General features: G+C 34.3%; 26 protein-coding genes and 1 tRNA gene. 22 read left to right on the forward strand and 5 right to left on the reverse strand.

Going from position 1 to position 22,917, the window contains the following annotated elements:
• The first annotated feature begins 161 nt into the window (after positions 1-161).
• The 4 genes from dinB to JM83_RS08610 all read left to right on the forward strand — a co-directional run bounded on the left by dinB (position 162) and on the right by JM83_RS08610 (position 5,928).
• Entirely contained in the window at positions 162-1,379 is a 1,218-nt protein-coding gene (gene dinB / locus JM83_RS08595; RefSeq protein WP_144961202.1) for a DNA polymerase IV, read from the forward strand.
• A gap of 27 nt (positions 1,380-1,406) precedes the next feature.
• Positions 1,407-4,361, forward strand: coding sequence for a DNA polymerase III subunit alpha (locus JM83_RS08600; protein ID WP_144961204.1), 2,955 nt, complete (start codon positions 1,407-1,409; stop codon positions 4,359-4,361).
• Between the two features lie 594 nt (positions 4,362-4,955).
• The gene (locus tag JM83_RS08605) at positions 4,956-5,354 is read left to right on the forward strand and encodes a winged helix-turn-helix domain-containing protein (RefSeq protein WP_186434943.1); all 399 of its coding nucleotides are present in this window, start codon (positions 4,956-4,958) and stop codon (positions 5,352-5,354) included.
• Positions 5,355-5,367: 13 nt separating this feature from the next.
• Positions 5,368-5,928, forward strand: a complete 561-nt coding sequence (locus JM83_RS08610; protein WP_144961206.1) for an IS630 family transposase — start codon at positions 5,368-5,370, stop codon at positions 5,926-5,928.
• 113 nt (positions 5,929-6,041) lie between these two features.
• On the opposite strand, the gene JM83_RS08615 is transcribed toward JM83_RS08610, so the two are convergent.
• Positions 6,042-6,323 carry a GIY-YIG nuclease family protein gene (locus JM83_RS08615; protein WP_144961208.1) on the reverse strand — a complete coding sequence of 94 codons (282 nt, stop codon included), beginning with the start codon at positions 6,321-6,323 and terminating at the stop codon, positions 6,042-6,044.
• A gap of 252 nt (positions 6,324-6,575) precedes the next feature.
• Between JM83_RS08615 and JM83_RS08620 the strand changes: the two genes are divergently transcribed.
• From JM83_RS08620 to JM83_RS08635, 4 genes are all read left to right on the forward strand, one after another.
• Positions 6,576-7,868, forward strand: a complete 1,293-nt coding sequence (locus JM83_RS08620; protein WP_144961210.1) for a tyrosine-type recombinase/integrase — start codon at positions 6,576-6,578, stop codon at positions 7,866-7,868.
• Positions 7,865-8,806, forward strand: coding sequence for a hypothetical protein (locus tag JM83_RS08625; RefSeq protein WP_144961213.1), 942 nt, complete (start codon positions 7,865-7,867; stop codon positions 8,804-8,806). Before JM83_RS08620 ends, JM83_RS08625 begins: the two co-directional genes overlap by 4 nt.
• A 224-nt stretch (positions 8,807-9,030) precedes the next feature.
• The gene (locus JM83_RS08630; RefSeq protein ID WP_144961215.1) at positions 9,031-9,225 is read left to right on the forward strand and encodes a helix-turn-helix transcriptional regulator; all 195 of its coding nucleotides are present in this window, start codon (positions 9,031-9,033) and stop codon (positions 9,223-9,225) included.
• Between the two features lies 1 nt (position 9,226).
• The gene (locus tag JM83_RS08635; RefSeq protein ID WP_144961218.1) at positions 9,227-10,141 is read left to right on the forward strand and encodes a hypothetical protein; all 915 of its coding nucleotides are present in this window, start codon (positions 9,227-9,229) and stop codon (positions 10,139-10,141) included.
• 113 nt (positions 10,142-10,254) lie between these two features.
• Here JM83_RS08635 and JM83_RS08640 read toward each other — a convergent pair whose 3' ends face one another.
• Positions 10,255-10,482: a helix-turn-helix domain-containing protein gene (locus JM83_RS08640; protein ID WP_144961220.1), complete on the reverse strand. Its 228-nt coding sequence runs from the start codon at positions 10,480-10,482 to the stop codon at positions 10,255-10,257.
• A 121-nt stretch (positions 10,483-10,603) separates the two neighbouring features.
• On the opposite strand from JM83_RS08640, the gene JM83_RS08645 reads away from it, so the two are divergent.
• The 7 genes from JM83_RS08645 to JM83_RS19145 are packed head-to-tail and all read left to right on the forward strand — an operon-like array spanning position 10,604 to position 12,994.
• Positions 10,604-10,888, forward strand: a complete 285-nt coding sequence (locus tag JM83_RS08645) for a hypothetical protein (protein ID WP_144961222.1) — start codon at positions 10,604-10,606, stop codon at positions 10,886-10,888.
• A gap of 9 nt (positions 10,889-10,897) precedes the next feature.
• Positions 10,898-11,092 (forward strand): hypothetical protein, encoded by a 195-nt coding sequence (locus JM83_RS08650; RefSeq protein WP_144961225.1) that lies wholly within the window; start codon positions 10,898-10,900, stop codon positions 11,090-11,092.
• Positions 11,093-11,101: 9 nt separating this feature from the next.
• Positions 11,102-11,488: a hypothetical protein gene (locus tag JM83_RS08655; RefSeq protein WP_144961228.1), complete on the forward strand. Its 387-nt coding sequence runs from the start codon at positions 11,102-11,104 to the stop codon at positions 11,486-11,488.
• A 17-nt stretch (positions 11,489-11,505) separates the two neighbouring features.
• Positions 11,506-11,937 (forward strand): hypothetical protein, encoded by a 432-nt coding sequence (locus JM83_RS08660; protein ID WP_144961231.1) that lies wholly within the window; start codon positions 11,506-11,508, stop codon positions 11,935-11,937.
• Between the two features lie 5 nt (positions 11,938-11,942).
• Positions 11,943-12,338: a hypothetical protein gene (locus JM83_RS08665; RefSeq protein WP_144961233.1), complete on the forward strand. Its 396-nt coding sequence runs from the start codon at positions 11,943-11,945 to the stop codon at positions 12,336-12,338.
• Positions 12,339-12,359: 21 nt separating this feature from the next.
• Entirely contained in the window at positions 12,360-12,839 is a 480-nt protein-coding gene (locus JM83_RS08670; protein ID WP_144961236.1) for a hypothetical protein, read from the forward strand.
• Positions 12,836-12,994 carry a hypothetical protein gene (locus JM83_RS19145; RefSeq protein WP_186434973.1) on the forward strand — a complete coding sequence of 53 codons (159 nt, stop codon included), beginning with the start codon at positions 12,836-12,838 and terminating at the stop codon, positions 12,992-12,994. The genes JM83_RS08670 and JM83_RS19145 overlap by 4 nt, the downstream gene beginning before the upstream one ends.
• A 156-nt stretch (positions 12,995-13,150) precedes the next feature.
• Here JM83_RS19145 and JM83_RS08675 read toward each other — a convergent pair.
• Positions 13,151-13,223, reverse strand: a tRNA-Phe gene (locus tag JM83_RS08675).
• A 120-nt stretch (positions 13,224-13,343) separates the two neighbouring features.
• Between JM83_RS08675 and JM83_RS08680 the strand changes: the two genes are divergently transcribed.
• From JM83_RS08680 to JM83_RS08710, 7 genes are all read left to right on the forward strand, one after another.
• Positions 13,344-14,075: a type III pantothenate kinase gene (locus JM83_RS08680; RefSeq protein WP_144961241.1), complete on the forward strand. Its 732-nt coding sequence runs from the start codon at positions 13,344-13,346 to the stop codon at positions 14,073-14,075.
• The gene (locus tag JM83_RS08685) at positions 14,072-15,316 is read left to right on the forward strand and encodes a hypothetical protein (RefSeq protein ID WP_144961244.1); all 1,245 of its coding nucleotides are present in this window, start codon (positions 14,072-14,074) and stop codon (positions 15,314-15,316) included. Before JM83_RS08680 ends, JM83_RS08685 begins: the two co-directional genes overlap by 4 nt.
• A 19-nt stretch (positions 15,317-15,335) precedes the next feature.
• Positions 15,336-16,709 carry a hypothetical protein gene (locus JM83_RS08690; protein ID WP_186434974.1) on the forward strand — a complete coding sequence of 458 codons (1,374 nt, stop codon included), beginning with the start codon at positions 15,336-15,338 and terminating at the stop codon, positions 16,707-16,709.
• A gap of 5 nt (positions 16,710-16,714) precedes the next feature.
• The gene (gene lptC, locus JM83_RS08695; protein WP_144961249.1) at positions 16,715-17,290 is read left to right on the forward strand and encodes an LPS export ABC transporter periplasmic protein LptC; all 576 of its coding nucleotides are present in this window, start codon (positions 16,715-16,717) and stop codon (positions 17,288-17,290) included.
• Positions 17,274-17,465, forward strand: coding sequence for a hypothetical protein (locus tag JM83_RS19450; protein ID WP_144961252.1), 192 nt, complete (start codon positions 17,274-17,276; stop codon positions 17,463-17,465). Before lptC ends, JM83_RS19450 begins: the two co-directional genes overlap by 17 nt.
• Positions 17,466-17,470: 5 nt before the next feature.
• A complete protein-coding gene (locus JM83_RS08705) occupies positions 17,471-18,760 on the forward strand; it encodes a hemolysin family protein (protein WP_144961255.1) in 1,290 nt (429 codons plus the stop codon).
• Positions 18,761-18,854: 94 nt separating this feature from the next.
• Positions 18,855-20,981, forward strand: coding sequence for a peptidylprolyl isomerase (locus JM83_RS08710; protein WP_144961258.1), 2,127 nt, complete (start codon positions 18,855-18,857; stop codon positions 20,979-20,981).
• 579 nt (positions 20,982-21,560) lie between these two features.
• On the opposite strand, the gene JM83_RS08715 is transcribed toward JM83_RS08710, so the two are convergent.
• Positions 21,561-21,767, reverse strand: a complete 207-nt coding sequence (locus tag JM83_RS08715; protein ID WP_144961261.1) for a GDCCVxC domain-containing (seleno)protein — start codon at positions 21,765-21,767, stop codon at positions 21,561-21,563.
• Between the two features lie 209 nt (positions 21,768-21,976).
• Positions 21,977-22,906 (reverse strand): GYDIA family GHMP kinase, encoded by a 930-nt coding sequence (locus tag JM83_RS08720; RefSeq protein ID WP_144961264.1) that lies wholly within the window; start codon positions 22,904-22,906, stop codon positions 21,977-21,979.
• Between the last annotated feature and the right edge of the window lie 11 nt (positions 22,907-22,917).

Here is a 22,917-nt window from a genome sequence, read left to right on the forward strand (position 1 = left end):
ACATTGGAAATTATGAATTTTCATGCTTTTTAAGTTGAAGGTTTTTCGGGAATCTAAACACTTATCAACATCTGTATTTTTAAAATTAGAAAGCATAGCTGAATTTAGAAAATATCAGTAATTTTGGAATTATTCCATTTTATGGGAATTATTCCAAAATTATGAAAACAAAATCCATTATCCACCTCGATCTAGATGCATTTTTTGTCTCTGTGGAGCGCCATATAAATTCTGAGTTGAAAAACAAGCCCTTGCTTGTTGGGGGAATGGGGGATCGTGGGGTAGTAGCGGCATGTAGTTATGAAACCCGTGGTTTTGGTGTTCGCTCTGGGATGGCTATGAAAGTTGCTCGACAACTTTGTCCTGAAGCAATTGTGATTAAAGGCAATGCTGGCACCTATACCCAACATTCCAAAATAGTTACAGATATTATTACAAGTAAAGTTCCAGCATTTGAAAAAGCAAGTGTAGATGAATTTTATGCCGATTTAAGCGGAATGGATAAATTTTTTGGAATACAGAAATTCGCACATGAGCTTCGGCAAACTATTATAAAGGAAAGCGGGTTGCCCATTTCTTTTGGATTGTCCCAAAACAAAGTGGTGTCTAAAATAGCAACTGGTGTAGCGAAGCCCAATGCCGAGAAAATTATTGATTATGGAGAAGAAAAAAAATTCCTAGCGCCGCTTTCGGTTAGGAGCATCCCTATGATTGGAAGTAAGACTTTTCAGGTATTAATGAACTTGGGAGTACGCAAAATTAGGACAATCCAAGAAATGCCGGTAGAAATGATGGAGAGTGTGCTAGGTAAGAATGGACGCACAATTTGGAAGCGTGCCCTTGGAATAGATGATTCTCCCATTATTCCTTTTCATGACCGAAAATCCATTTCTACAGAGCGTACATTTGCGCAAGACACTATAGATATATCCAAACTACACGCCTCTTTGATCGCCATGGCAGAGAGTTTGGCTTACCAACTGCGTAGGGGCAATAAACTCACTTCCAGCGTGAGTGTTAAGATTAGGTATTCAGATTTTAACACGTATACCAAACAAGCTAAAATCACTTATACCAGTGCAGATCATATTCTTATTTCAAAAGTGGAAGAATTATTTAAGCAACTTTATAATCGCAGGTTATTAATAAGGTTGATAGGAGTAAAATTCAGCGGACTGGTTGGAGGGAATTATCAAATCAATCTTTTTGATGATTCCGAACAAATGTTGAACCTCTACAACTCCCTCGATAAAATAAAAAACAAATACGGGGAGCGGAGTGTAATGCGTGCGGTTGCCATGGGAACCAAAACTATTGGTAGAATGTCCAATCCGTTTAATGGGGAGCCCCCAACGGTCTTGGCACATCGCAAGCAGTAGAACAACTTCAAATTATAAATTTTTACAATGTATCTAAATTCACATACTTGGTTTTCTTTGCGCTACGGGACTTTTTCTATAGAGGCTTTATGTGAATTAGCCGTAAAGCACAGAGTAAAATCTCTTGCAGTTACAGATATCAACAATACTTCTGGTTGCCTTGGTTTTTTAAAAATCGCGTCAGAGTATGGAATTAAGCCTTTGGTTGGGATCGATTTTAGAAATGGGGTTTCTCAGCAATATGTGGGCATTGCAAGAAACAATGAAGGTTTTAGGCAACTTAACGAACATTTATCCATCCATCTTCATGTTCAGAAAGAATTTTCAGCTAAAGCACCTTTATTAAAAGACTGTTATGTTATTTATCCTTTTGAAAAAGTAGTCGCCCTGAAAAAAACCATTTTTGAGGAAAATGAATTTATTGGCATTTCGGTGGAAAGCCTTCGAAAATTAAAGTTTTCCCATTATTTAAAATTCAGCAAAAAACTGGTACTGCTGCAATCCGTTAGCTTTCGCAGTAAAAAAGATTATAATGCACATAGGCTTTTGCGGGCAATAGACAACAACACCTTACTGAGTAAATTGCCAAAAAGTGAACAAGGTTCGCTCTCGGAGCAAATGTTAGGGCAGGAAGAATTAGAGGCTTCTTTCAAGGGTTTTGAGCATATTTTAGAGAATACCCGTAAGTTGATGAAAAGTTGCGATGTGAAATTCGATTTTGGAACGGGCCAAAATAGAAACTTGCTGGTTTATGGAAAAAATAAAGCTGAAGACATTGAACAACTGAAGCATTTGTGCGAAGAAAAGATTCCTGATCGTTACTCCATAATTACCACTAAAATAAAGGAACGCGTAACCAAAGAGTTGGATGCAATTATAAAATTGGGATTTGTTTCTTATTTTTTGATCAACCTGGATATTGTGAACTATGCGCGATCCAAAAATTTTCAGTTCGTTGGCCGAGGGAGTGGTGCGAATTCAATTATAGCCTACATCTTGGGGATCACCAATGTAGATCCCATAGAATTGAATTTGTATTTTGAACGCTTTATTAATGCAAATCGAAAATCCCCTCCCGATTTTGATATCGATTTTTCTTGGAAAGATCGCGATAATATCACGCAGTATATTTTTAATAAATACAAGAATACTGCATTAATGGGAACCTATGTCACTTTTAAAAGAAGGGCAGTATTAAGGGAGTTGGGAAAAGTCTTTGGCCTGCCTAAAATGGAGATCGATAAGCTTTCCAGTGGGTTTTTTAATTATTCGGAATTGGATGAAGTTGAAAAACTGGTAATTCAATACAGTTCTTTAATTGAAGGTTTTCCCAATTATTTGAGTGTGCACTCGGGTGGGATTTTAATTCTGAATGATCCTATTTATAATTATGCGGGAACTTTTTTGCCGCCAAAAGGTTTTGAAACTATCCAAATTGATATGAACATTGCGGAGGATGTGGGCATCCATAAATTTGATGTCCTCTCCCAGCGAGGTCTTTCAAAAATCACGGATGCAATTGAGATCATCAAAAAAAATCAACCCAAGGCTAAGATCTTGGATATTGATGATGTAGAGGTTTTTAAGAACGATCCAAAAATAAATAATTTACTTAAAGCAGGAGATTGTATGGGGGTCTTTTATGTAGAATCTCCTGCAATGCGAGGCTTGCTCATTAAGTTGCAAACAGATAATTATTTGAATTTGGTAGCTGCCAGTTCTATTATTCGTCCTGGGATTTCCAGCGGAGGGATGAAAGAAGAATATATAAAACGCCATCGAGATCCACAGCTTAGAAAACAAGCACACCCGGTAATGTATGAGATCATGGAAGATACTTATGGAATCATGGTGTACCAAGAAGATGTAATGAAGGTTGCCCACCAATTTGCAGGCTTGAGTTTTGATGATGCCGATGTATTACGGCGAGGAATGAGTGGTAAAAAAACTTCAAGTGGGCAAATGGAGAAAATAGAAAAAAACTTCCGGAATAATTGCGAAAAAAGGGGGTATAGTACCACTTTAACAAGTGAGGTTTGGGAGCAAATTTCGTCCTTTGCCGGCTATGCATTTCCTAAAGGGCATTCTGCTTCTTATGCCATAGAGAGTTATCAAAGTCTATATTTAAAATGCTATTTCCCGTTGGAGTTTATGGTTGCAGTGCTTAATAATGGGGGCGGATTTTATTCAAAAGAAACCTATGTGCAAGAAATTCGAAAATGTGGAGGTAAGGTTCATGCTCCTTGTATGAATAAAAGTGATCATCCCAATGTTATTTTTGGTAGCGATGTATACTTAGGATTTGGTTATTTGAAAGAGCTAGAAACTAGGCTCGTTCAGCAAATTCTAGAAAATCGTCAGTTTTTTGGGCCTTTTGCTTCTTTTGATGACTTTGTGGATCGTATTTCTATTTCTATAGAACAACTGCGTATTTTAGTAAGGATAGATGCGTTTAGGTTTACAGGAATAGATAAGCATGAATTATTGTGGAAAGCACATTTTAAATTAAGCAGCTCCAAGACGCAATCAATCCAAACCCCTTTATTTAAAACTCAACATAGGGATTTTGTATTGCCACAATTTTCCTATTCTAGTTTGATCGATGCATTCGACCAGATAGAGTTGTTGGGGTTTCCGCTATGTAGTCATTTTGATTTGCTTAAAAATAAAACGGCAAACTCAGTAAAAGCTAAAAATCTAGGGAATTATGTGGGTCAGGATGTTTTGGTCTATGGAAATTTAATTACTGCAAAAAAAACAACTACCATGAATAACAAATATATGTATTTTGGGACTTTCTCAGATGAGAACAATGATGTTTTTGACACTGTGCAGTTTCCAAAAGCAGCTGAAAAATACCCGCTTCGGGGCAATGGAATTTATTTGTGTTTTGGAAAAGTAGTTAACGATTTGGATTATATATCTATTAACCTTGCATGGATAACACGCCAAGAAACGGCTAAAGATCCAAGATTGGTTTAAGATTATTTCAATAAGGTTTTTATTAAATCAGGTCATTTAGGAATAGTATTGGTAAAAAATGACATTTTTCAGCCTTTCTAAAATTCGTTAGGAGATTCTGAAATAATTTATTTTTTTTAAATAATATTTTCTTTTGAGGTAGGTGCAAACTTCCCTTTCAGGATTCAATCTTCGGCTCCTTTTGTATAATTATTTTTAAAATAGTGCGAATTGCGCTGTTGCAATCTTTGATTTATGTTCACCTACATAAAATTTTGACTCTAGTTTAGAGAAGCCTCGATAATCATAAAATATTTTCTTCCTTTCCTTGGGGAAGGGCTGGGGGATGGGGTGAGATATAAGATATAAAAATTTGCGTTCCCATCCCCTCCTAAATCCTCCCCCTGCGGGGAGGACTTCAGTTTTTGCTTAATCCTAAAATCCCACAACTTTTGGAAATGATCCTATATAATACCAATTTACTTATACAATGTCGCTATTTTTTTTGTATATTTACTAATGGCAAAACCACAAGAATTTACAATAACCCAAAGCGTTGAAGAGCTTAGGGCACTCCGCAAAAGTCAAACTAATATAAAGCATGAAAAGCGTGTTATGTTTTTAATCTATCTAAAAGAGAACAAATTTAAAACACGCCACGAGCTTTGCGATTATTTAGGTATTGATCCACGAACCCAACAACGCTGGACAAAACAGTATCTTGAAAATGGAATATCGTTTTTATTGACTGATTTGCCCAAGAACAAAAAGTCAAAAATAATCACTCCTGAAATACATAAGGAACTTGAAAAACGTTTGAATTCTAGCGACCAGGGATTTTTAGGATATTGGGATGCGCAAGCGTGGGTAAATAATGAATTTGACATAGATATACAATACCATTGGTTGCGCAAATATTTGATAAAGCATTTTAAGACCAAGCTTAAAAGCCCCCGTAAATCTCATTATAAAAAAGATGAAGAAGCTGGAAAAGCTTTTTTAAAAACTCCCTAATGACCTAGACAACATTAGAACAAGTCTAAATAAAAACAAGTATAAGCAAGTAAATTTGTACTTTCAAGATGAAGCTCGATTTGGTATGATGACCCATACCGGCAAACACTTAACAGCCTGCGGGATCAAACCTATTGTCAAATATCAACACATATTTAAAACAACTTATCTATATGGTAGTTATTCCCCAATAAACGGAAATAGTTTTGTCTGGGAAATTGATGGAGTAGATACTACTGTTTTCGAAGCTTATCTAGAGAACTTCTCTAAATACAAACCTCAAGAATTTAAAATTGTGATAATTGATAATGCTGGTTTTCATTCGACAAAAAACATTAATGTTCCCGAGAATATATATTTGTTGAGAATTCCGCCTTACACTCCAGAACTCAATCCGTGTGAACAAGTATGGCAGTATATTAAAAATAGGTTTAAAAATCAAAGGTTTAAATCAATGCAGGAGCTTAAACAATGGCTACATCAAACCGTAAAAGATATGGGCAAGCAAACAATAAAATCAATTACTGGCAATCACCATTATGTAAATGCATTTATTACGACTTTTAATAGTTAAATTGGTATAATATATAGATAATGCATTGTGTATAAATTAAAAAAACCCAAGACAAAGGTCAAGGGGTTTTTAAGGTGGTGCCTCCAGCCCCGACCATTCGGGGGAACCAGGGACTATTTATTTTTTAAAATATCCTCAAGTATGGCCGGCAACGCAATCAGTTTTTCTGTGAATTTCCTGCTTTTCATTCTTTTAATATAACGCTCCAATAAGATGGCTTCATCTTTGGAACTTGTTCTAAATTTTAATTTGACAACCCAATCTTCAGCTCCTTTTGTATAATTGTTTTTAAAATAATGTGAATTATGTTGCTGTAATCTTTGATCTATATCCGAAGTTTCTCCTACATAATATTTTTTAAGTTTTTCCGAATATATGATATATAGATAATGCATTGTGTATAAATTAAAAAAACCCCAAGACTATTGTCAAGGGGTTTTTAAAGGTGGTGCCTCCAGTACCACTTAGCTTTTAACTTTAATTAATCTTATTTTATTCTAATGCATGGTATAACTGCTTTAGCAACTGAATTTATTATGTTTTGAGATTAATTGAAGTTAATTAAAATTTCATTTTGTTAACAATTATAAGCACCCTTATAAGCACCCTTTTGATTTATTTACGATATTAGCATTCAAATAAGGTTTATGCGAACGATCAAAAATTTAAAGGGGAAAGTGAGATTCGCTTTCAAAGAATCGATCAAAAATTTAAAGGAATCTCCAAAAAAGGAAAGTTTGATTTTCTTACATTTTTCTTATGGTGGAGGTAAAAGATTCAAATATTCTACTGGTTATAAATCTTGTTATAATGATTGGAATTATGAGAAGCAGCGTATTAAAACAACTAAAGCAGGAATACTAAATGCTGATGAAGTAAACGAATATTTTAGTAATCTTGAAATTTACATCAATAAGCAATTTTCTAGATTAATTGCCGAAGGTGAGGTAATTAAAAAAAGCCAGTTAAGAAATTTATTAGATGAATTCACTAATAAGAATACAAGTCTATCGAAATCCAGTGATTTAAATTTTTTACAATTCACGGATTATTTTTTCTCATTAAAAGAGAAGGAGATAAAAATAGTTACTCTAAGAACTTATAAACAAACCGTTCGCTTGTTAAAAGAATATAGTGCGAAAAAAAATGAAGAATTAAATTTTCTCAAATTTGATAAAGCTTTTTACAATAACTTCACTCACTACCTTAAAGAAAGATCATATAAAGTTAATACCATTGGGAAACATATAGGTAATTTAAAAACCATTTTAAAAAGCGCAGAATATGAGGGAATTCAAGTGAACCAGCGTTTTAAAGCAAGAGATTTTAAAGCGAAATCTGAATTAACAAAAGCTATATATCTGAATCCTAAAGAGATTGAATCTATAAGAAATAAAGATTTAAGTAAATATGATAATTTGGAGAGGGCTAGGGATATTTTTTTGATTGGATATTATACTGGGCAAAGAGTAAGTGATTACAACGGGTTAACTCGGGATGATATTGTAAATATAGATGGAGTATATTATTTTGAAATTAAGCAGAAAAAGACTGGTAAATTAGTTCATTGCCCCATAACTGTGGAAATAAGGGAAATAATGAAACGATATGGAGATAATCCACCTCCAAAAATGCCAGATCAGAAGATAAATGAGTATATAAAGCAAGTAGGTCAGATGGTCAATATCAATGATAAGATTTTTATGGATTATATTGAAAATGGTAAAAAGAAGAAAAAACCTGAATCGAAATTTAATTTAATTGCCACTCATACTGCACGAAGGAGTTTTTGTACAAATAAATACAGAGAGAAAATGTCTATTTATGATATAATGTATTTTTCAGGTCATTCAACGGAAAAAGAATTTCGTAAATATATTCGAATAAGTAAACAAGATAGAGCTACTCATATTGCAACTAGCGGATTTTTTAATTTATGAATGAAGAAGAGTTTAAGCCTTTTTTTATAACTGAATTAAAGCAAATTGAAGCGCTTTATATTCCTAAACTAGAAGGTACCAAAAAAGATTTTATTTTTGAATTTGAAGATCCCTTTGAATTTATTTCTTCTCCTCGCATCACAGGGTTAAGAAAACCTCTAATTAATTGTTTAAAATGTTGGAGATATTTTATTTATGGAAATGGAGAAGAATTTGAAAAAGAATATTTTCCGTGTGAAGAATATAGGAAAGGAGATAGTTATTCCTTTAATTATAATGAAATCCCGAACTATATATCCGATAATGATTTTAAAAATAGTGTAAAAAGATATATAGCTTATTTATCAACCTCATACTATGAAAGGTTTGAAGAATCTCTTTCTGAAATAAGTGCAGATGCAAATCAAAAAAAGTTTATCTCCAAGATTATCGACATAAGTCAAAATGCAATAATGAAAATTTTGGATTTAGAACTGAATAAATATAATAGACTTGTGGCAGGAGAGTTAATAAGAGGCTATATACTTTTCATTGAAAAAATAGTTAATGAGAATGAAATTTTTTTCCCAGAGTTTATAATCCGTTTTGAGAGCAAAATTGAGAATTTAAGAGTTCTTTTTGAGAATAATTTTGGTTTCATAAATGAATTAGATAATTATATTTATAGAGATTATCAGACGACTTTTTTGGAATATGAGAAACAACTATTCCCTAAATTTCTAACCTCTGACAAAATATGGAGAGGAACAAAAAATGATTTAGTTAGATACTATCTGTTTCTTGAAAATTTGAATATTTTTAAAGACGCTACGAATAAAGCGCACTTAAAAATTTTGAGATTTTTAGCTGAAAGATATAGTACTGCATTAAAAAAGCAAACTGATCCAAGGCGTATAGCAAAGTTATCTCCGGGATCATTATTTGATTTTTTAAAATAGTTTTTAAGTTTATTCTGGTCCCTTTTTATGGGTTTTCAGTCCCTTTTTAAATAATTTCAGTCCCTTTTAATATCAAGGTTTCTTTCCTTTTCATTGTAACTCAATGAAATTCAGCAATATAAAAACTCACTAAAACATATATAAAGTTCTTATTAGTCTGAAAAACAGTCATTTAAAATAAATTTGTTGCCATAAATAATTATTGTTGAACAAATAAAATAAATATGACTAAAGACAAAGAGAAATTATTAAGTAGAAAAGAGGTGGCGGAATTTTTAGGTGTTTCCTTAGTAACACTTCACAACCTAAAACAAAAAAAGATTTTAGTTCCAACCCATAAAGTAGGTAGAAAGCCATTATACCTTTATGAGGACTTACTGAGACAAATCGAACTGTCGAACTATAAAATTGCAGCCTAATATGTTAGATTATATTCGTTTTTATATTACTGATAAAGAAAGTTTTGATTTTCGGATAGAAAAGAAGAAGCCGGTTGGTCTATTCTCTAAAATTGACAGAGAGACAGGAGAATATTTAGAATTTCCGAAAATAGGAATCTTTCAAAATATGGAGCTAAGGATTGCTAAGAAGTCAACCTATATAAAAGGGAGCCTACATAAAATGCAGAATATGAATAATGGCTTAGAGAAACAAAATTACGATATCTTAAACCTTTGCGGTAATTACAGGGCTCTTGATACTTTAGTAGATAAATTTTCTATTAGACCAGGTGAAACCACAATCACTAATTTAGAGTTTGGATTAAACATTCCTCTTGAGTATGATCCCTCATTATTTATTGAAAATTCCATTATGTGGGATTTTAAGGCTCCTTCTAAAATAAGTTTTTTTGGAGGTGCGGGATATTTAAAAGAATTTGAAAAGAATGATTATTCTTTGAAGATATATAACAAATCCAAGCAGTATAAACTAAGTGAGAATATTTTAAGAATAGAGGTTAAGATTATTAAAAAAAGGAAATTGCATGACTTAGGGATATTTAGCTTAGAGGATTTATACGAGTCGGAAAGTTATAGAAGGCTATTTAAGTTCCTAATAGAACAGTTTGATAAATTATTGATGATTGACTTTCTTATCTTGCGAAAAGCTCTTAGAGAGGATGAAATTCATATTTTAAAACAGTATACCAATCCCCACTATTGGCTGAATCTACAAAAGGATTTGTCACAGAATGGATATTACAAAAGAAAGAGGAAATGCAACGAATTTATTACAAATTATTCTTTTGATAAATCCAAGCGAAAAGTAAAAAGATTACTGGATAAACAGTTCGCTAATAATATGGATTGTGATAGCTATAAATTAGCTGCTTAGGTGAGAATGTAAACTATAATACTTAGGACAAATTCGCCTCTTTCACTTTTGGAAGGGGCTTTTTTCTGCTTTTTTAAGAATTAATTTTTTTATTTGAATTATTTTTTCAAATTTTACGGGAAATCGAATAAGGTTTTAGGAGAGACTTTTAACGCTTTCGCTAAAACAGAAACAGTGCTTATTGTTGTATTTACTTCCCCTCTTTCAATACGCCCTACCTGAGAAATGGGAATATCAGCTTCAAAGGCAAGTTGTTCTTGAGAAAAATTCTTGAGCTTTCTTGTTTCCCGGAGCTTATCGCCGAATGATTTAATGAAGGATTGGTTTTTAATTTTTTGCACCCGATAAAGGTGAAGAATACAAGATTTAATTATCAACGCATATATGCGCTATTTTGAATTATGGAAAACCGTAAGGTTAATCTATTTATAAAACGCAATTTTAAAACCTAAATCAATCTTTATGAAAAAATTAGTCTATTTAGCCTGCCTGGGAACATTAATTTGGTCTTGTGGTTCTGTCAATCGAACAATGTTTGGAACGACTGAGAAAACTTTATTAAAAACCGTATCAATTGAACAGGGTTGTGATCAAGAAGATATTAAAATTATTGATAGTGTAAAGGGGCTGCATGGAGCCACATACGCTCTCAACGTGTGCGGTAATAGAATGGTGTATAAACAGGTCGGTAGCGTTTTCATGGAATCATCAGAAGCAGATAAAACTATTCAAGAACTTTCAAATTAATAAAAGGAAATGGGAACAGCAGTTTTAATTATAATTGGTATAATAGTAGGATTTGCTATTATAGGTTTCTTATTTAGTAAGGATGGAGAAAGGGAAGATGCGGCGAAAACTGGAGCAATTTTAGGAGGAGCATTTGTTGTTAATCTTTTGCCTGTCGTAATAGTGATAGTACTGGCAGTACTAATCGTTAAATCTTGTAGTTAACTATAGGTTATGAAAGTACTGTTTTTTGTAATCTTATTTATCAGCATTCCCAATTTATTCGGGCAAGAACTATCATTTAAATATTTAGTTGTGTACAACGAAAAAACAGATGAATATGATAAGGGTGTATATTCTTCTACATTTATTTTTAATAAAGACGATTCAGGAGATATATGGCTTAATATGGAAAACACACCTTCTGTGAAATTAAATCAGATTTCTAATCCAGTAGATGGTGTAAATGGAGATTTAGTTTATACTGCTGCTAGGTATTTAATGATGGGAAAAAAAATGGATTTATTTATTTATGACAACGGTAATATTATATTGAGAAATTTAAGTAATCAGAAATACATGTTGTTTACGAATTTTAATGATCTGAATTCTGAAAAATAATTTTTTAAATAAACGCTATGAAAAAAATTGCATCCGTAATCTACTTTGAAAAATTCAAGAGATTATATCTATTGCTTATGTTTATATTAACCTCATGTTCTTCAGATAATAGCGTAAATAATAGTTCCAATTTTACCATTAATCCCCCTTCTTGGATTCAAGGAACTTGGATACTTCAAGGTTCAACGACAGGGGAGCACGGTTTCCGATTCACTTCTAATGATGTTATATTAATTCAGAATTCAATGGAAACTAGTCAAAGAGAATTACTTCAACAATCTATTGATTTAGGGCAAGAGGTTTCTGTAACTGAAAATAAAGAGGATACCTATTATTCTTTACATATTGATTTTCAATATGGACAAACTTTGAAATTAGATTTTAGGAAACTTTCAAGTACTGAGATTTCTTGGGAAGCTGTAAATAATTCTATTTATAAAAAGCAATAAGTAATATGGGTAAATACTTCAAATTAATTCTAATCGGAACATTCATATTCGGTTTTGGTTGTTCTAAAGATGATAATTCTGAAGCTAGTGTTTCAGAAAAATTAATAGGTAAATGGAATGTTGTTAAAGATGGAGATATAATATATGACGAAATTTGCAGCTATTTTATTTTTCAGGAAGATGGAAAATTAATATTCAAAAATTGTCATAGCTATGGAGGAGAAACCAATATTATTGGTGAATATGCTTTAATAAATGATAATCATATACTTTTTATTGACTATAATTATTTTTTAGATGATGCGGAAGCAGATATACTTACAATAACACAAAACAATCTAACTCTAAAATTTTCCAATGCCACAAATTACACTCGGGTAATGGAACTAGAAAAGGACTAAAATCGCCACAACTAATCTACTATGCTTAAAAATATTTTGAACCAAGGTAGAAGAATGAATTTTTTTAATTCATGTTTTTTAATATTTATTCTGTTTTTAATGTTTTCATGTAAGAATGAGGAATGTAATCTAGTAACCTTAAAGGAAATTAGGGAAAATGAATTGCAACTAAATAATCGTGCTGCCACACATTTAAACAGTTTAACTCATGTGATGAATTCGAGCGTTAGAGAGACTGATTATAAGGATATAAAGATGGCGAATTACTTCGTTAACAAGGTATTCTTTAAATTGAATGATAAGGAAAAAGTTTTCTGGTTTGTTGTCAATAAATATAGAGATCGTACACAAAGAAACTTAATGTACAGGAATGAATATCAAATTTTTTTAGAGGATTTGGTAATTGATAATATTCACTTTAATAATGAATCCTTATCAAGTCAGTCTATTGGTATAGTAAATATGATTGCGAAAAATAGTAATCCAAATGGAGTGAGATGAAATCTATAGATTACACAGAAGGGGAGCGAGAAATAACTAACTGTGAATTTACTACCTCTATAACTTTATATATGGCTCCAAATAGGGCAGAGGAATTTGTGACTGAAATTAATTTATTTTTAAAAGAATTGAGAGGGCGTGGGTCTGCATATTGACGGTTGTTATAAACTATATTGAATAACTTGTTTTGTCTGATACCCCCTACTAAATTAATATATGGTTATTTTCTCCAAAACACCCTTTTAAGCACCCTAGACTAATAAAAAAACCTGTAATCGGCTATAATTCAGCTTCATACAGGTTTTTAAAGGTGGTGCCTCCAGGAATCGAACCAGGGACACAAGGATTTTCAGTCCTTTGCTCTACCAACTGAGCTAAGGCACCAGTTGCTTTATTGCTTATATAAGCCTTTCAAGCGGGTGCAAATATAATTTCATTTTTATTAACCCACAAAGGAAAAATTAAAAAAATGCTTTTGTAACTTCGCTTTTTTAATTGAAATCTATGAATCTAGTGATAGATATAGGGAATACACTTGTGAAAATGGCTGTATTCCAAGGTGATGTGTTAATCAAGAAAAAAACAGGGCTCAAGCAAAATTTTTTAAAAAACCTTGAAGAACTGGATCAAAGCTATCCAAATATCAGTGATGTTTTGATCTCTTCGGTATCAAAAACACCTTCCAAGTGGTTGCAAAAACTTCAGGAGGACTATAAAATGTATGTTTTGGATCAGGAGTTGCCTCAAGTGTTTTTAAATTCTTATACAACACCCAAGACTTTGGGGAATGATAGAATTGCATTGGTTTCTGCTGCAAGTAAACTATATCCATCTCAAAATGTCCTGGTAATTGATGCAGGCACTTGTATTACATTCGATTTTAAGAATAGCGAAAATCAATATTTGGGAGGCGCTATTTCTCCAGGTTTGCAAATGAGATTTCAGGCGATGAATACGTTTACAGAAAACTTACCGTTATTAGAACCGGAAGAAGATGTAGATTTTATTGGAAACACCACCGTTAAGAGCATGCAATCTGGTGTGGTTATTGGAATTACTTCTGAAATCGATGGGGTGATTTCCAAGTATAGCTCTCAGTTTAAAGATTTAACAATAATTTTGACAGGTGGAGACTCACAATTTTTGTGTAAACGATTAAAAAATAGCATCTTTGCGAACTCAAATTTTCTCCTTGAAGGATTGAATTACATTTTAGAATTTAATAAATCTCAATGATTAAACGATTTATAATACTCGTGGCCTTATTAACTACGGTTGCATCGGCTGCGCAAGAAGGAACATCATCCCCCTATTCATTTTATGGAATTGGCCTTACAAAATTCAAAGGTACAGTAGAAAATCAGTCTATGGGAGGTATTAGGATGTTCTCAGATAGTATTCATTTAAACTTGCGGAACCCCGGTTCCTATGGGAGGCTGCGGTTAACAACTTTTACCGTTGGAGGAAGCTATCAAAGTACTGCATTAAAAACAGAAGATGAGAGCGAATCCAGTAGAACAACTTCATTGGACTATTTGGCAATAGGCCTTCCTACCGGAAAATTGAACTTTGGATTAGGTTTAATTCCATTTACTTCTGTAGGCTATAGAATACTGGAAACCAACGAGGAAACTTCAAATAGGTTTACCGGTCGTGGAGGGATGAACAAAGTTTTCTTAACTGCGGGGTATGCGGTCAATGAGAATTTAAGTGTTGGAATAGATGTAAATTATAATTTTGGGAATATTCAGAATAACTTTACAACGCTTCAAAACGGAGTTCAATTTGGCTCTCGACAAATCAATAGAACAGATCTTCGAGGGTTTAATTTAAATTTCGGATTGGATTACCAAAGGAACCTAAATGATAAGCTGAAGTTGTATACGGTAGCTACCTATGCTCCACAAATGGATATTACCACAGAGAAAATGAGCCATGTTGCTACAATCTCCTTTAGGACAGATGGAAGTGAAGTGGTTGTAGAGGAGAGCGATGTAACGTTCCCACAAGGAGACCTTTCGTTGCCGTCTGAGTTAACACTTGGTGCGGGAATTGGTACTAATAATAAATGGTTCTTGGGAGCAGAGTATGGAAGAGTCTCTGCTAGTGATTATAATTTTAATTCTGGAAATTCTTTTGCAGAGGTACAATATGATAATGCTTCTCAATATAGATTGGGAGGATTTTATATCCCAGAATATAATTCCTTGACCAGTTATTTTAGTAGAGTGGTTTATCGTGCCGGATTGCGATTTGAAGAAACGGGTCTTAACCTTGGGGATGAAGGGATAAACGAGTTTGGCATATCTTTTGGAGTAGGATTACCCGCAGGGCGAAACTTTTCAAATGCAAACTTGGGAATTGAGTATGGACAGCGCGGTACAACAAATTCCGGTTTAATTCAGGAAAACTTTTTTAAACTTTCAATAAGTTTGTCTTTAAATGATAAATGGTTCGTACAACGCAAATTTGATTAACCAAAATAAATATAAAAACATGAAAACTAAATTTATACTATTACTATCGGGATTGCTTTTAAGCTCTGGTCTAGTTAAAGCTCAATCTAACGTAGACTGTACGACTAAGGCAGCGCTGGCATACGATGATGCAAAAGCCAAAAGGTACGAGCAGGCGTACGCGCCATTGATGGAGGTTAAAGAAAAATGTCCTACGTATAGTTTGGCAACTTTTCAATATCTGGATCGTGTTTTAAAAGATAAAATGTCCAAAGCAGAAGGGGCAGATAAAGCAAAATTGGTTCAAGAGACTATAGATCTAATGAACGATCGTTTAAAATATTTCCCAGCTAAAACAAGTGCAGGTGAAGTACAAGGTGATATCGCCATGCTTAAATATGACAATGGCATAGGAACTAAAGAAGAGCAGTTCGCAGCTTTCGATGCAGCTTTTAAGGCAGATAAAGAAAGCTTCACCAGTGCAAGAGCATTATATGCATATTTCTCTTTATTGGTAGATCTTCAAGATGAAGGTAAAAGATCTCTGGAAGATGTTTTTGAAAATTACGATGAGGTGATCTCTAAAGTAGAAGAAGAAGAAAATAAAATGGCAGAATTCCTTGCGCCACTTTTAGTGAAGCAAGATGCAGGTGAAGAGTTATCTGCAAAAGAAGCACAATTGGTTGCAAATTCTGAAATTAACCTGAAAGCTTATAGTACTGTAAAAAGCAGTATTAATGGTAAGTTAGGTCAAAGAGCAGATTGTGATAACTTGATTCCTTTATACAACAAGGATTTTGCTGAAAGAAAAACAGATGTAGCTTGGTTAAAAATTGCTTCTGGAAGATTGTCTGCAAAGGATTGTACAGAAGACCCTATCTTCTTTAAATTATCTGAAGCATTGCACACAGCAGAACCTTCTGCAAAATCTGCCCTTTATTTAGGACAATTGGCAGATGCTAAGGGGAATAGTTCTCAAGCAATGAAATACTATAATGAGTCTGCAGAGTTGGAAACAAATCCTTCAGATAAATCTAGAGTATATATGAAATTAGCAGATAACTATAAGAGAAAAGGTAGTTATGGACAAGCAAGAAATTATTACAACAAGGCATTAGCTGCTAAACCCTCTGCGGGGAGAGCATATTTACAAATTGCAGATATGGTAGCAAAAAGCGCAAACAACTGTGGGCAAACCACTTTCGACAAGAGAGCTGTATATTGGTTAGCTGCAGAGTATGCTTCTAGAGCAGGTCGTGTAGATCCATCTTTAAGCAGTGTTGCAAACCAATCGGTAGCTGCTTACAAAGGAAGGGCTCCACAAAAATCCGATATTTTTCAAGAAGGAAAAGAAGGTCAAAGTGTGAGGATAGGATGTTGGATTGGAGAAACAGTAAGAGTACCTTCATTGTAAAATCAATGATCACATATCAAAAAATAATTACAGGCATTGTCACGGCTATCACCGTGACAATGCTTTTTTCATGTGAAGGCAACCTAAACAGGGTACGAGCATTGGATATGCCAGATGAGAACCCGCAAGCAATAGGGATGGGCCTTAATTTAAAATATACCGATTCTGGAAGAGTGGTAGCTACCCTAAAAAGCCCAAAAATGCTGGATTTCACAAACATGGAATTTCCATATAGGGAGTTTCCAGACGGGATACAAGTAGAATTTTTTGATGAAAACCAGAAAAAAAATACTGTCACAGCTAATTATGGGGTTATCTATGATGAAACTGGCCTCATCGATCTTCAGGACAATGTGGTTTTAATTACCAGTGACAGCACAAAACTAAAGGCAGATCAATTGTTTTGGGATCAAAAAGCAGGATGGATTTTTACCGATAGGCGCAATACCATACAATTTGCAAATGGCGCTCGGAATGATGGCCAAGGTTTTGATTCCGATTTAAATTTCACTAATTTTCGTTCCCGTACAAACGTGGGAATTCAAATAATAGAAGAGAAAAAAAATGATGAAGTTTTTTAAATATTTTGAATACGCCTATTTATTTATAGCGGCATTTTTTCTGTTCGAAGCTTTTAGGATTTGGAACGAGGAAAGAAACCGTGCATATCTTTTTGTTTTCTTTGTAGTTATTGCTGTTTTTATGTTCTTTTTTAAAAGACGTTTCAGGCGGAAACTGGAAAATGACAAGCATTAATTACTATGGAAGCTGAAATTCTAATTATTGTATGCAGTCTTATTCTATCGGCATTTTTCTCAGGAATGGAAATAGCATACATTTCTTCCAATAAAATCTTTATTGAAATTGAAAAAAGGCAGTCCGGTATCCTTGCGAATGTCCTTAAAAAATTAACCAAAAAACCTTCGAAATTTATTGCCACGATGTTGGTGGGCAACAATATTGCCTTAGTGGTTTATGGTTTCTATATGGGAGAGTTGATCATGACTGTCCTACTTGGTCTCATGCCCTCAGAAAGTAGATTTGTAACCGCAATGGTCACAGATTTTAGTTTGCTTACCCAAACCATCATTTCTACACTGGTTATTCTTTTTACCGCAGAATTTCTTCCGAAGGTGTTTTTCCAGATCTATGCGAACTCTTTTTTAAAGATCTTCGCAATCCCAGCATATTTGTTCTATTTCTTGTTCAGTTTTGTTTCTTCTTTCGTAATCTGGATCTCAGATGTTATTCTGAAACGGTTTTTTAAAACCGAAGGGGACGAGGTGCAACTGGCCTTCAGCAAACTGGAATTGGGAAATTTTATAAGCGAGCAGCTCGAAACCGTAGAGTCTGATGAAGAAATGGATTCAGAAATACAGATCTTCCAAAACGCGTTGGAATTTTCAGATATCAAGTCCCGTGAGGTGATGGTGCCCAGAACGGAGATCGTGGCGGTAGACCAAAATGTGGATCCCAAAGACCTTGTCAAAATTTTTACCGATACCGGCTTGTCCAAGATCCTTGTTTATAATGAAACAATAGATGATATCATAGGCTATATTCACTCTTTTGAACTTTTTAAAAAACCAAAAACCCTTAAATCCATACTTCTTCCCGTGGTGTATGCCCCAGAAACAATGTGGGTTAAAGACGTACTTAATATTTTGATCAAGAAAAGGAAGAGTATCGCGGTAGTGATAGATGAATATGGAGGAACCAGCGGAATGATCACCATAGAAGATATTGTGGAAGAATTGTTTGGGGAAATAGAAGACGAACACGATTCTGTTGTTCTTATTGAAGAAAAACTTGGTGAAGATCATTATAAATTTTCTGCTAGATTGGAAGTGGATTATCTAAATGAAACCTACAAATTAGATATTCCCGAAGGCGAAAATTACGAAACACTTGGAGGTTTCATTACCAATCATACCGAGGAGATTCCGGAAATAGATGAAGAAGTAAAGATCAATAACTACCACTTTAAGATCTTGGATGCCACCAACACTAAAATAGAATTGGTGGAAATTCAATTAAAAGACAAAAATTAAAAAGAATTACGTTAATATTTTGCAAATATTAAGTTTTATAATTAGGTTAAAAACACTATTTTCGCGCACTATATTAGATAAATAACAACTACAAATGGCAGTATTAAATAAAATTAGACAACGGTCTGTTTTCCTTATCATAATTATTGCATTGGCATTGTTCTCATTCGTACTTGCCGATGTAATTCGTAATGGGGGCTTAAGCTCACAAAAATCACAAAATGTGGTTGCGACCGTTAATGGAGAAGAGATAAGCAGAGAGGATTTTGCCAGACAGGTAGATGCTTACCAACAAAACATGGGGCCTAATGCAACTACTTCTCAGGTTGTGAACCAGGTTTGGGACCTAAAACTTCGTGAAGTTGTTTTGCAAGAAGAATTTGAAAAGCTGGGGATCAATGTAGGGGAGGCTCAGGTTAGGGAATTGCTTCGGCTTCAATTGGCCCAAAACCCAAATTTTGTGAATGAAGTTGGGATGTTCGATGAAAACAAACTACAAGAATATGTGGCTAATTTAAAGGCTACTTCTCCCCAAGCATATAACCAATGGGTTGCTTACGAGAATTCCATAGCAGAAAATGCAAAAGAGAATATTTACTATAATATGGTAAGAGCCGGAGTTGGTGCTACCTTATTGGAAGGGGAGCAAGCCTACAAAATGGAGAACGATAACATCGATCTTAAATTCGTGCAGCTACCATATTCCAGCATTGCAGATACTCAAGTAAGTGTTTCCAAAGACGAAATCAAGGATTATGTTAAGAAACATTCAGAAAGATTTCAGGTAGAGAAAACCAGGGATATCCAATTTGTGTTTTTTCCTGAAGAAGCATCCAAAGAAGATGACAGTGAAGCTAAGTCAGTGGTTGCAGGTGTTCTCAATAGTAGGGTAGAATTTAATTCAGCTTCTAGTAAGAATGATACCTTACCAAGCTTTAAAGAAGCGGATGATGTGGAAGCATTTGTAAATCAAAATTCAGATATTCAATATCAGGATAGGATTTTATTCAAAAGTGATTTAAAAGGAAGTTTTGCCGACCAAATTTTTAATTTGAATGAAGGTGAAACGTATGGGCCATATAAAGAAGGTGGATATTGGAAAGTGACTAAAATGGTAGAAGCTGTTCAAATTGCAGATTCTGCAAAAGCAAGCCACATCATGATCTCTTGGAAAGGTTTGCCAACCGCTGCTGAAACTTTAAGAACTAAAGAAGAAGCAAAAATATTGGCAGATAGCCTTGCCGGAGTTGTAAGAAAAAACAAAGCTAGTTTTGAAGCTTTAGCGGCTCAATATTCAGCAGATATCGCTTCAAAAGATAAAGGAGGCGATCTTGGATTTTTTAGACCAGGATCTATGATCAAGAATTTCAACGACTATGTGTTCAATAATAATAAGGGGGATATCGGGGTTGTAGAGTCTGAGTTTGGATACCATGTAATTTCTATTGAAGATAAAACTGCTGAAGAGCGCGGAGTGAAGCTAGCAACTATTGCTAGGGAGATCGAGCCTTCAGAAAAATCATTGAACGATCTTTATACCAAGGTTACAAAGTTTGAAATAGCTGCTAAGGACAAGGACAAAGATTTCGCTGAAGTAGCCAAAGCCGATAATTACGAAGTGAAAACCGTAAGGGGCATGAAAGTTTTGGAGGAGAATATCCCAGGAGTTGGTGCACAAAGGAGAATTGTACAGTGGTCTTTTGAGGATGATGTAAAAGCAGGAGATATCAAGAGATTTGAAGTTCCTGGAGGATATGTGGTAGCACAGGTTACTGCCGTTAAAAAGAAAGGCATAATGTCTGCAGAAGAAGCATCTGCAACGGTAACACCTATCTTGATGAAAGAGAAAAAAGCAAAACTTTTAAAGGAAAAAGCCAAAGGAGCATCTTTAGCTGAAATCGCTAAAAATAATGGAGCAAGTGTTCAAACAGCAAGCGCTATTAACTTGAATAATCCAACTTTGGCAGGTGCTGGTAACGAGCCAGCAGTGGTTGGAGCTGCGTTTTCTTTAAAACCGGGAACGGTGAGCAAGCCAATTTCGGGTGAAAAAGGGGTTTATGTTGTGGAAATGGTTGCTTTAAATGCAGCACCAAAAATGGATTCTTATAAGAGCTTCGCCCTGAGGGAAGCTTCACAGAGAAGGCAAGCAGTAGTTTCCAGGGTATTCCAAGCTTTAAAAGAAAATGCTGAAATTGAAGATAACAGAGCTCGTTTTTACTAGTCCCTAAATAATATATTACATAAAAAGCCCTTGAGAAAATCAAGGGCTTTTTATTTGCTTAAAATTGTAGGGGGCTAGATTAAATCCAACGTCGAATTAAAGAGGTTCCAGCTTCTAATGGATCCTGAACTGAATTATCATTGACATATTTTTAAAAATATATAAAACACTCCCTTTGGTCGGTAAAGCTTCATTTAATTTTTATCATTGTTCATTTTTTTTTCTTGTCCAAAAAAACGAACCAAAAAAAGGACACTTTTTTGTAGGTGTTTCCAATTATGCTACCGCATAATTAGAACCGTACTTCCCCAGCTAAATTTTCTCCAAGGCTTCAAAAATTTTACGCCGGGAAAGCACTACACTTGCAAAAAAGAAATTCCTAAGACAATAAATCTGCTTGGAATCATCATACGTCAATTTCCTGCGCTAGGTAAATTTTTTTATTTCGGGTCTCAGGATGACGAATTTAAGAACTAGAGCGGGTTTTTTTCTGTAAGAATAAGTTCAAAGAATCGAACTGGGATAAGGATCTACTGGTTTATTAAAATGAAAGCCTTTTTATCCCCTACGGTTGCGTACTTAACAACAACCTTTATCTTCCTGAATGGGAGGACAGGGAACGTTTCCGTAAGAACAATACACACAACAATCACCTTCTGTGGGTTTTAGTACTTGCTTGCAATTTTCACATTCGTAAAAGAACTGGCAAGCGTTTGTTGGCATATCCTCTTTCTTTTCATGTCCACAGTTGGGACAAGTAATTTTTGATTCTAATATAGTTACCATATTAAAAAGTTTTGGTTGATAATTTTCGTTGTTATTTAATTGAGTATCAGTTAGGGCTCTGGTTCAAAATATTGTTGTTTTGAAGTCCTCCCAGAGGGGAAATTTAGGAGGGAAGTGTAAATTATATTAACACATCTCCACCCCATCCCTTCCCAAACATGGTAAGGGAGTATCTTTCAGCGAAGCGCTCTTTACTCTTTAACTGGACACTACTGAAAAAAGACCATATCATTATAAGAAATGATAGTTTTATATCCTTTTCCTCTAAAATAATCTTGGGCTGCTTCTTTTCCTGTTGCCAATACAAAATCGCCACCCCATCCCCCAAGGCTTTTTACGACACCCGGAAAATCAGGAAAAAGTTCCGATTTCACCTTTGGAGTATTTAGGATTTTTGAAATGATGGTTTCGTGGATCTCTACCAATAGTTCGAATTCTTTTAAGGTTTCACAATGAAGAAACTGACTCGTTAAGCTAGAGATTTTCGCAATGTTCTTTTGCATTTCAGCTTTAGATTGATCTCTATAATGTTGGATAGAATCCCTACTGTTTTGTTTTCTATTTAAATGCACAAAGAACAGCTCATCCTTAAAACTTGGATCGAAATCTACATTCAATACGTTCCTTTTTTCGTTGGAGAGCTCATAAGTAATGGCATTGTTATATTGCGCAGCAGCAATATCATATCCGCTTCCTCCAAAGGTTAATTGCAGCAATTTATAAGCATCTATTTGAAACCATTGGGCGATATTATTTATTAATGTTGAAGAAGTGCCAAGGCCCCAATTCTTTGGAAAATCAAGTTGCGTAGTTACAATGAAACCGTCCGAATTCTTAAGCAAATTAGGATTTAATGAATTTGCTGTCTGCAAAATTTTTAAAAGATAGGCTTCTTCTGAAATGGATCCTGCTAATGGAGCAATATCTGGTTTTTTAAGCACCTCCTCGATTTCGAAAAATACTTCAAGCCACTTTTTGTTTTTATGGTCGAAGGCAATCCAGTGTATTCCCTGTTTGGAGGTTTTTTCAACATTTAGGCTTTGCCCGAATTTTGTGGGAAGGGATAAAGAAACGGCTCCATCCAAAACCACATATTCCCCGGTGATCAACAGTTTTCCGTTACTTCGAAAAGTGGTCATAAATGCAGTTT

It is taken from the genome of Gillisia sp. Hel_I_86 (genome assembly GCF_007827275.1).
Classification (GTDB): Bacteria; Bacteroidota; Bacteroidia; order Flavobacteriales; family Flavobacteriaceae; genus Gillisia.

What these genes read in the sequence shown, in the direction of transcription:
- dinB (WP_144961202.1), top strand. Translation starts at nt 162, where the DNA reads ATGAAAACAAAATCCATTATCCACCTCGATCTAGATGCATTTTTTGTC.
- JM83_RS08600 (WP_144961204.1), top strand. Translation starts at nt 1,407, where the DNA reads ATGTATCTAAATTCACATACTTGGTTTTCTTTGCGCTACGGGACTTTT.
- JM83_RS08605 (WP_186434943.1), top strand. Translation starts at nt 4,956, where the DNA reads ATGTTTTTAATCTATCTAAAAGAGAACAAATTTAAAACACGCCACGAG.
- JM83_RS08615 (WP_144961208.1), bottom strand. Translation starts at nt 6,323, where the DNA reads ATGCATTATCTATATATCATATATTCGGAAAAACTTAAAAAATATTAT.
- JM83_RS08620 (WP_144961210.1), top strand. Translation starts at nt 6,576, where the DNA reads ATGCGAACGATCAAAAATTTAAAGGGGAAAGTGAGATTCGCTTTCAAA.
- JM83_RS08625 (WP_144961213.1), top strand. Translation starts at nt 7,865, where the DNA reads ATGAATGAAGAAGAGTTTAAGCCTTTTTTTATAACTGAATTAAAGCAA.
- JM83_RS08630 (WP_144961215.1), top strand. Translation starts at nt 9,031, where the DNA reads ATGACTAAAGACAAAGAGAAATTATTAAGTAGAAAAGAGGTGGCGGAA.
- JM83_RS08635 (WP_144961218.1), top strand. Translation starts at nt 9,227, where the DNA reads ATGTTAGATTATATTCGTTTTTATATTACTGATAAAGAAAGTTTTGAT.
- JM83_RS08645 (WP_144961222.1), top strand. Translation starts at nt 10,604, where the DNA reads ATGAAAAAATTAGTCTATTTAGCCTGCCTGGGAACATTAATTTGGTCT.
- JM83_RS08650 (WP_144961225.1), top strand. Translation starts at nt 10,898, where the DNA reads ATGGGAACAGCAGTTTTAATTATAATTGGTATAATAGTAGGATTTGCT.
- JM83_RS08655 (WP_144961228.1), top strand. Translation starts at nt 11,102, where the DNA reads ATGAAAGTACTGTTTTTTGTAATCTTATTTATCAGCATTCCCAATTTA.
- JM83_RS08660 (WP_144961231.1), top strand. Translation starts at nt 11,506, where the DNA reads ATGAAAAAAATTGCATCCGTAATCTACTTTGAAAAATTCAAGAGATTA.
- JM83_RS08665 (WP_144961233.1), top strand. Translation starts at nt 11,943, where the DNA reads ATGGGTAAATACTTCAAATTAATTCTAATCGGAACATTCATATTCGGT.
- JM83_RS08670 (WP_144961236.1), top strand. Translation starts at nt 12,360, where the DNA reads ATGCTTAAAAATATTTTGAACCAAGGTAGAAGAATGAATTTTTTTAAT.
- JM83_RS19145 (WP_186434973.1), top strand. Translation starts at nt 12,836, where the DNA reads ATGAAATCTATAGATTACACAGAAGGGGAGCGAGAAATAACTAACTGT.
- JM83_RS08680 (WP_144961241.1), top strand. Translation starts at nt 13,344, where the DNA reads ATGAATCTAGTGATAGATATAGGGAATACACTTGTGAAAATGGCTGTA.
- JM83_RS08685 (WP_144961244.1), top strand. Translation starts at nt 14,072, where the DNA reads ATGATTAAACGATTTATAATACTCGTGGCCTTATTAACTACGGTTGCA.
- JM83_RS08690 (WP_186434974.1), top strand. Translation starts at nt 15,336, where the DNA reads ATGAAAACTAAATTTATACTATTACTATCGGGATTGCTTTTAAGCTCT.
- lptC (WP_144961249.1), top strand. Translation starts at nt 16,715, where the DNA reads ATGATCACATATCAAAAAATAATTACAGGCATTGTCACGGCTATCACC.
- JM83_RS19450 (WP_144961252.1), top strand. Translation starts at nt 17,274, where the DNA reads ATGATGAAGTTTTTTAAATATTTTGAATACGCCTATTTATTTATAGCG.
- JM83_RS08705 (WP_144961255.1), top strand. Translation starts at nt 17,471, where the DNA reads ATGGAAGCTGAAATTCTAATTATTGTATGCAGTCTTATTCTATCGGCA.
- JM83_RS08710 (WP_144961258.1), top strand. Translation starts at nt 18,855, where the DNA reads ATGGCAGTATTAAATAAAATTAGACAACGGTCTGTTTTCCTTATCATA.
- JM83_RS08715 (WP_144961261.1), bottom strand. Translation starts at nt 21,767, where the DNA reads ATGGTAACTATATTAGAATCAAAAATTACTTGTCCCAACTGTGGACAT.
- JM83_RS08720 (WP_144961264.1), bottom strand. Translation starts at nt 22,906, where the DNA reads ATGACCACTTTTCGAAGTAACGGAAAACTGTTGATCACCGGGGAATAT.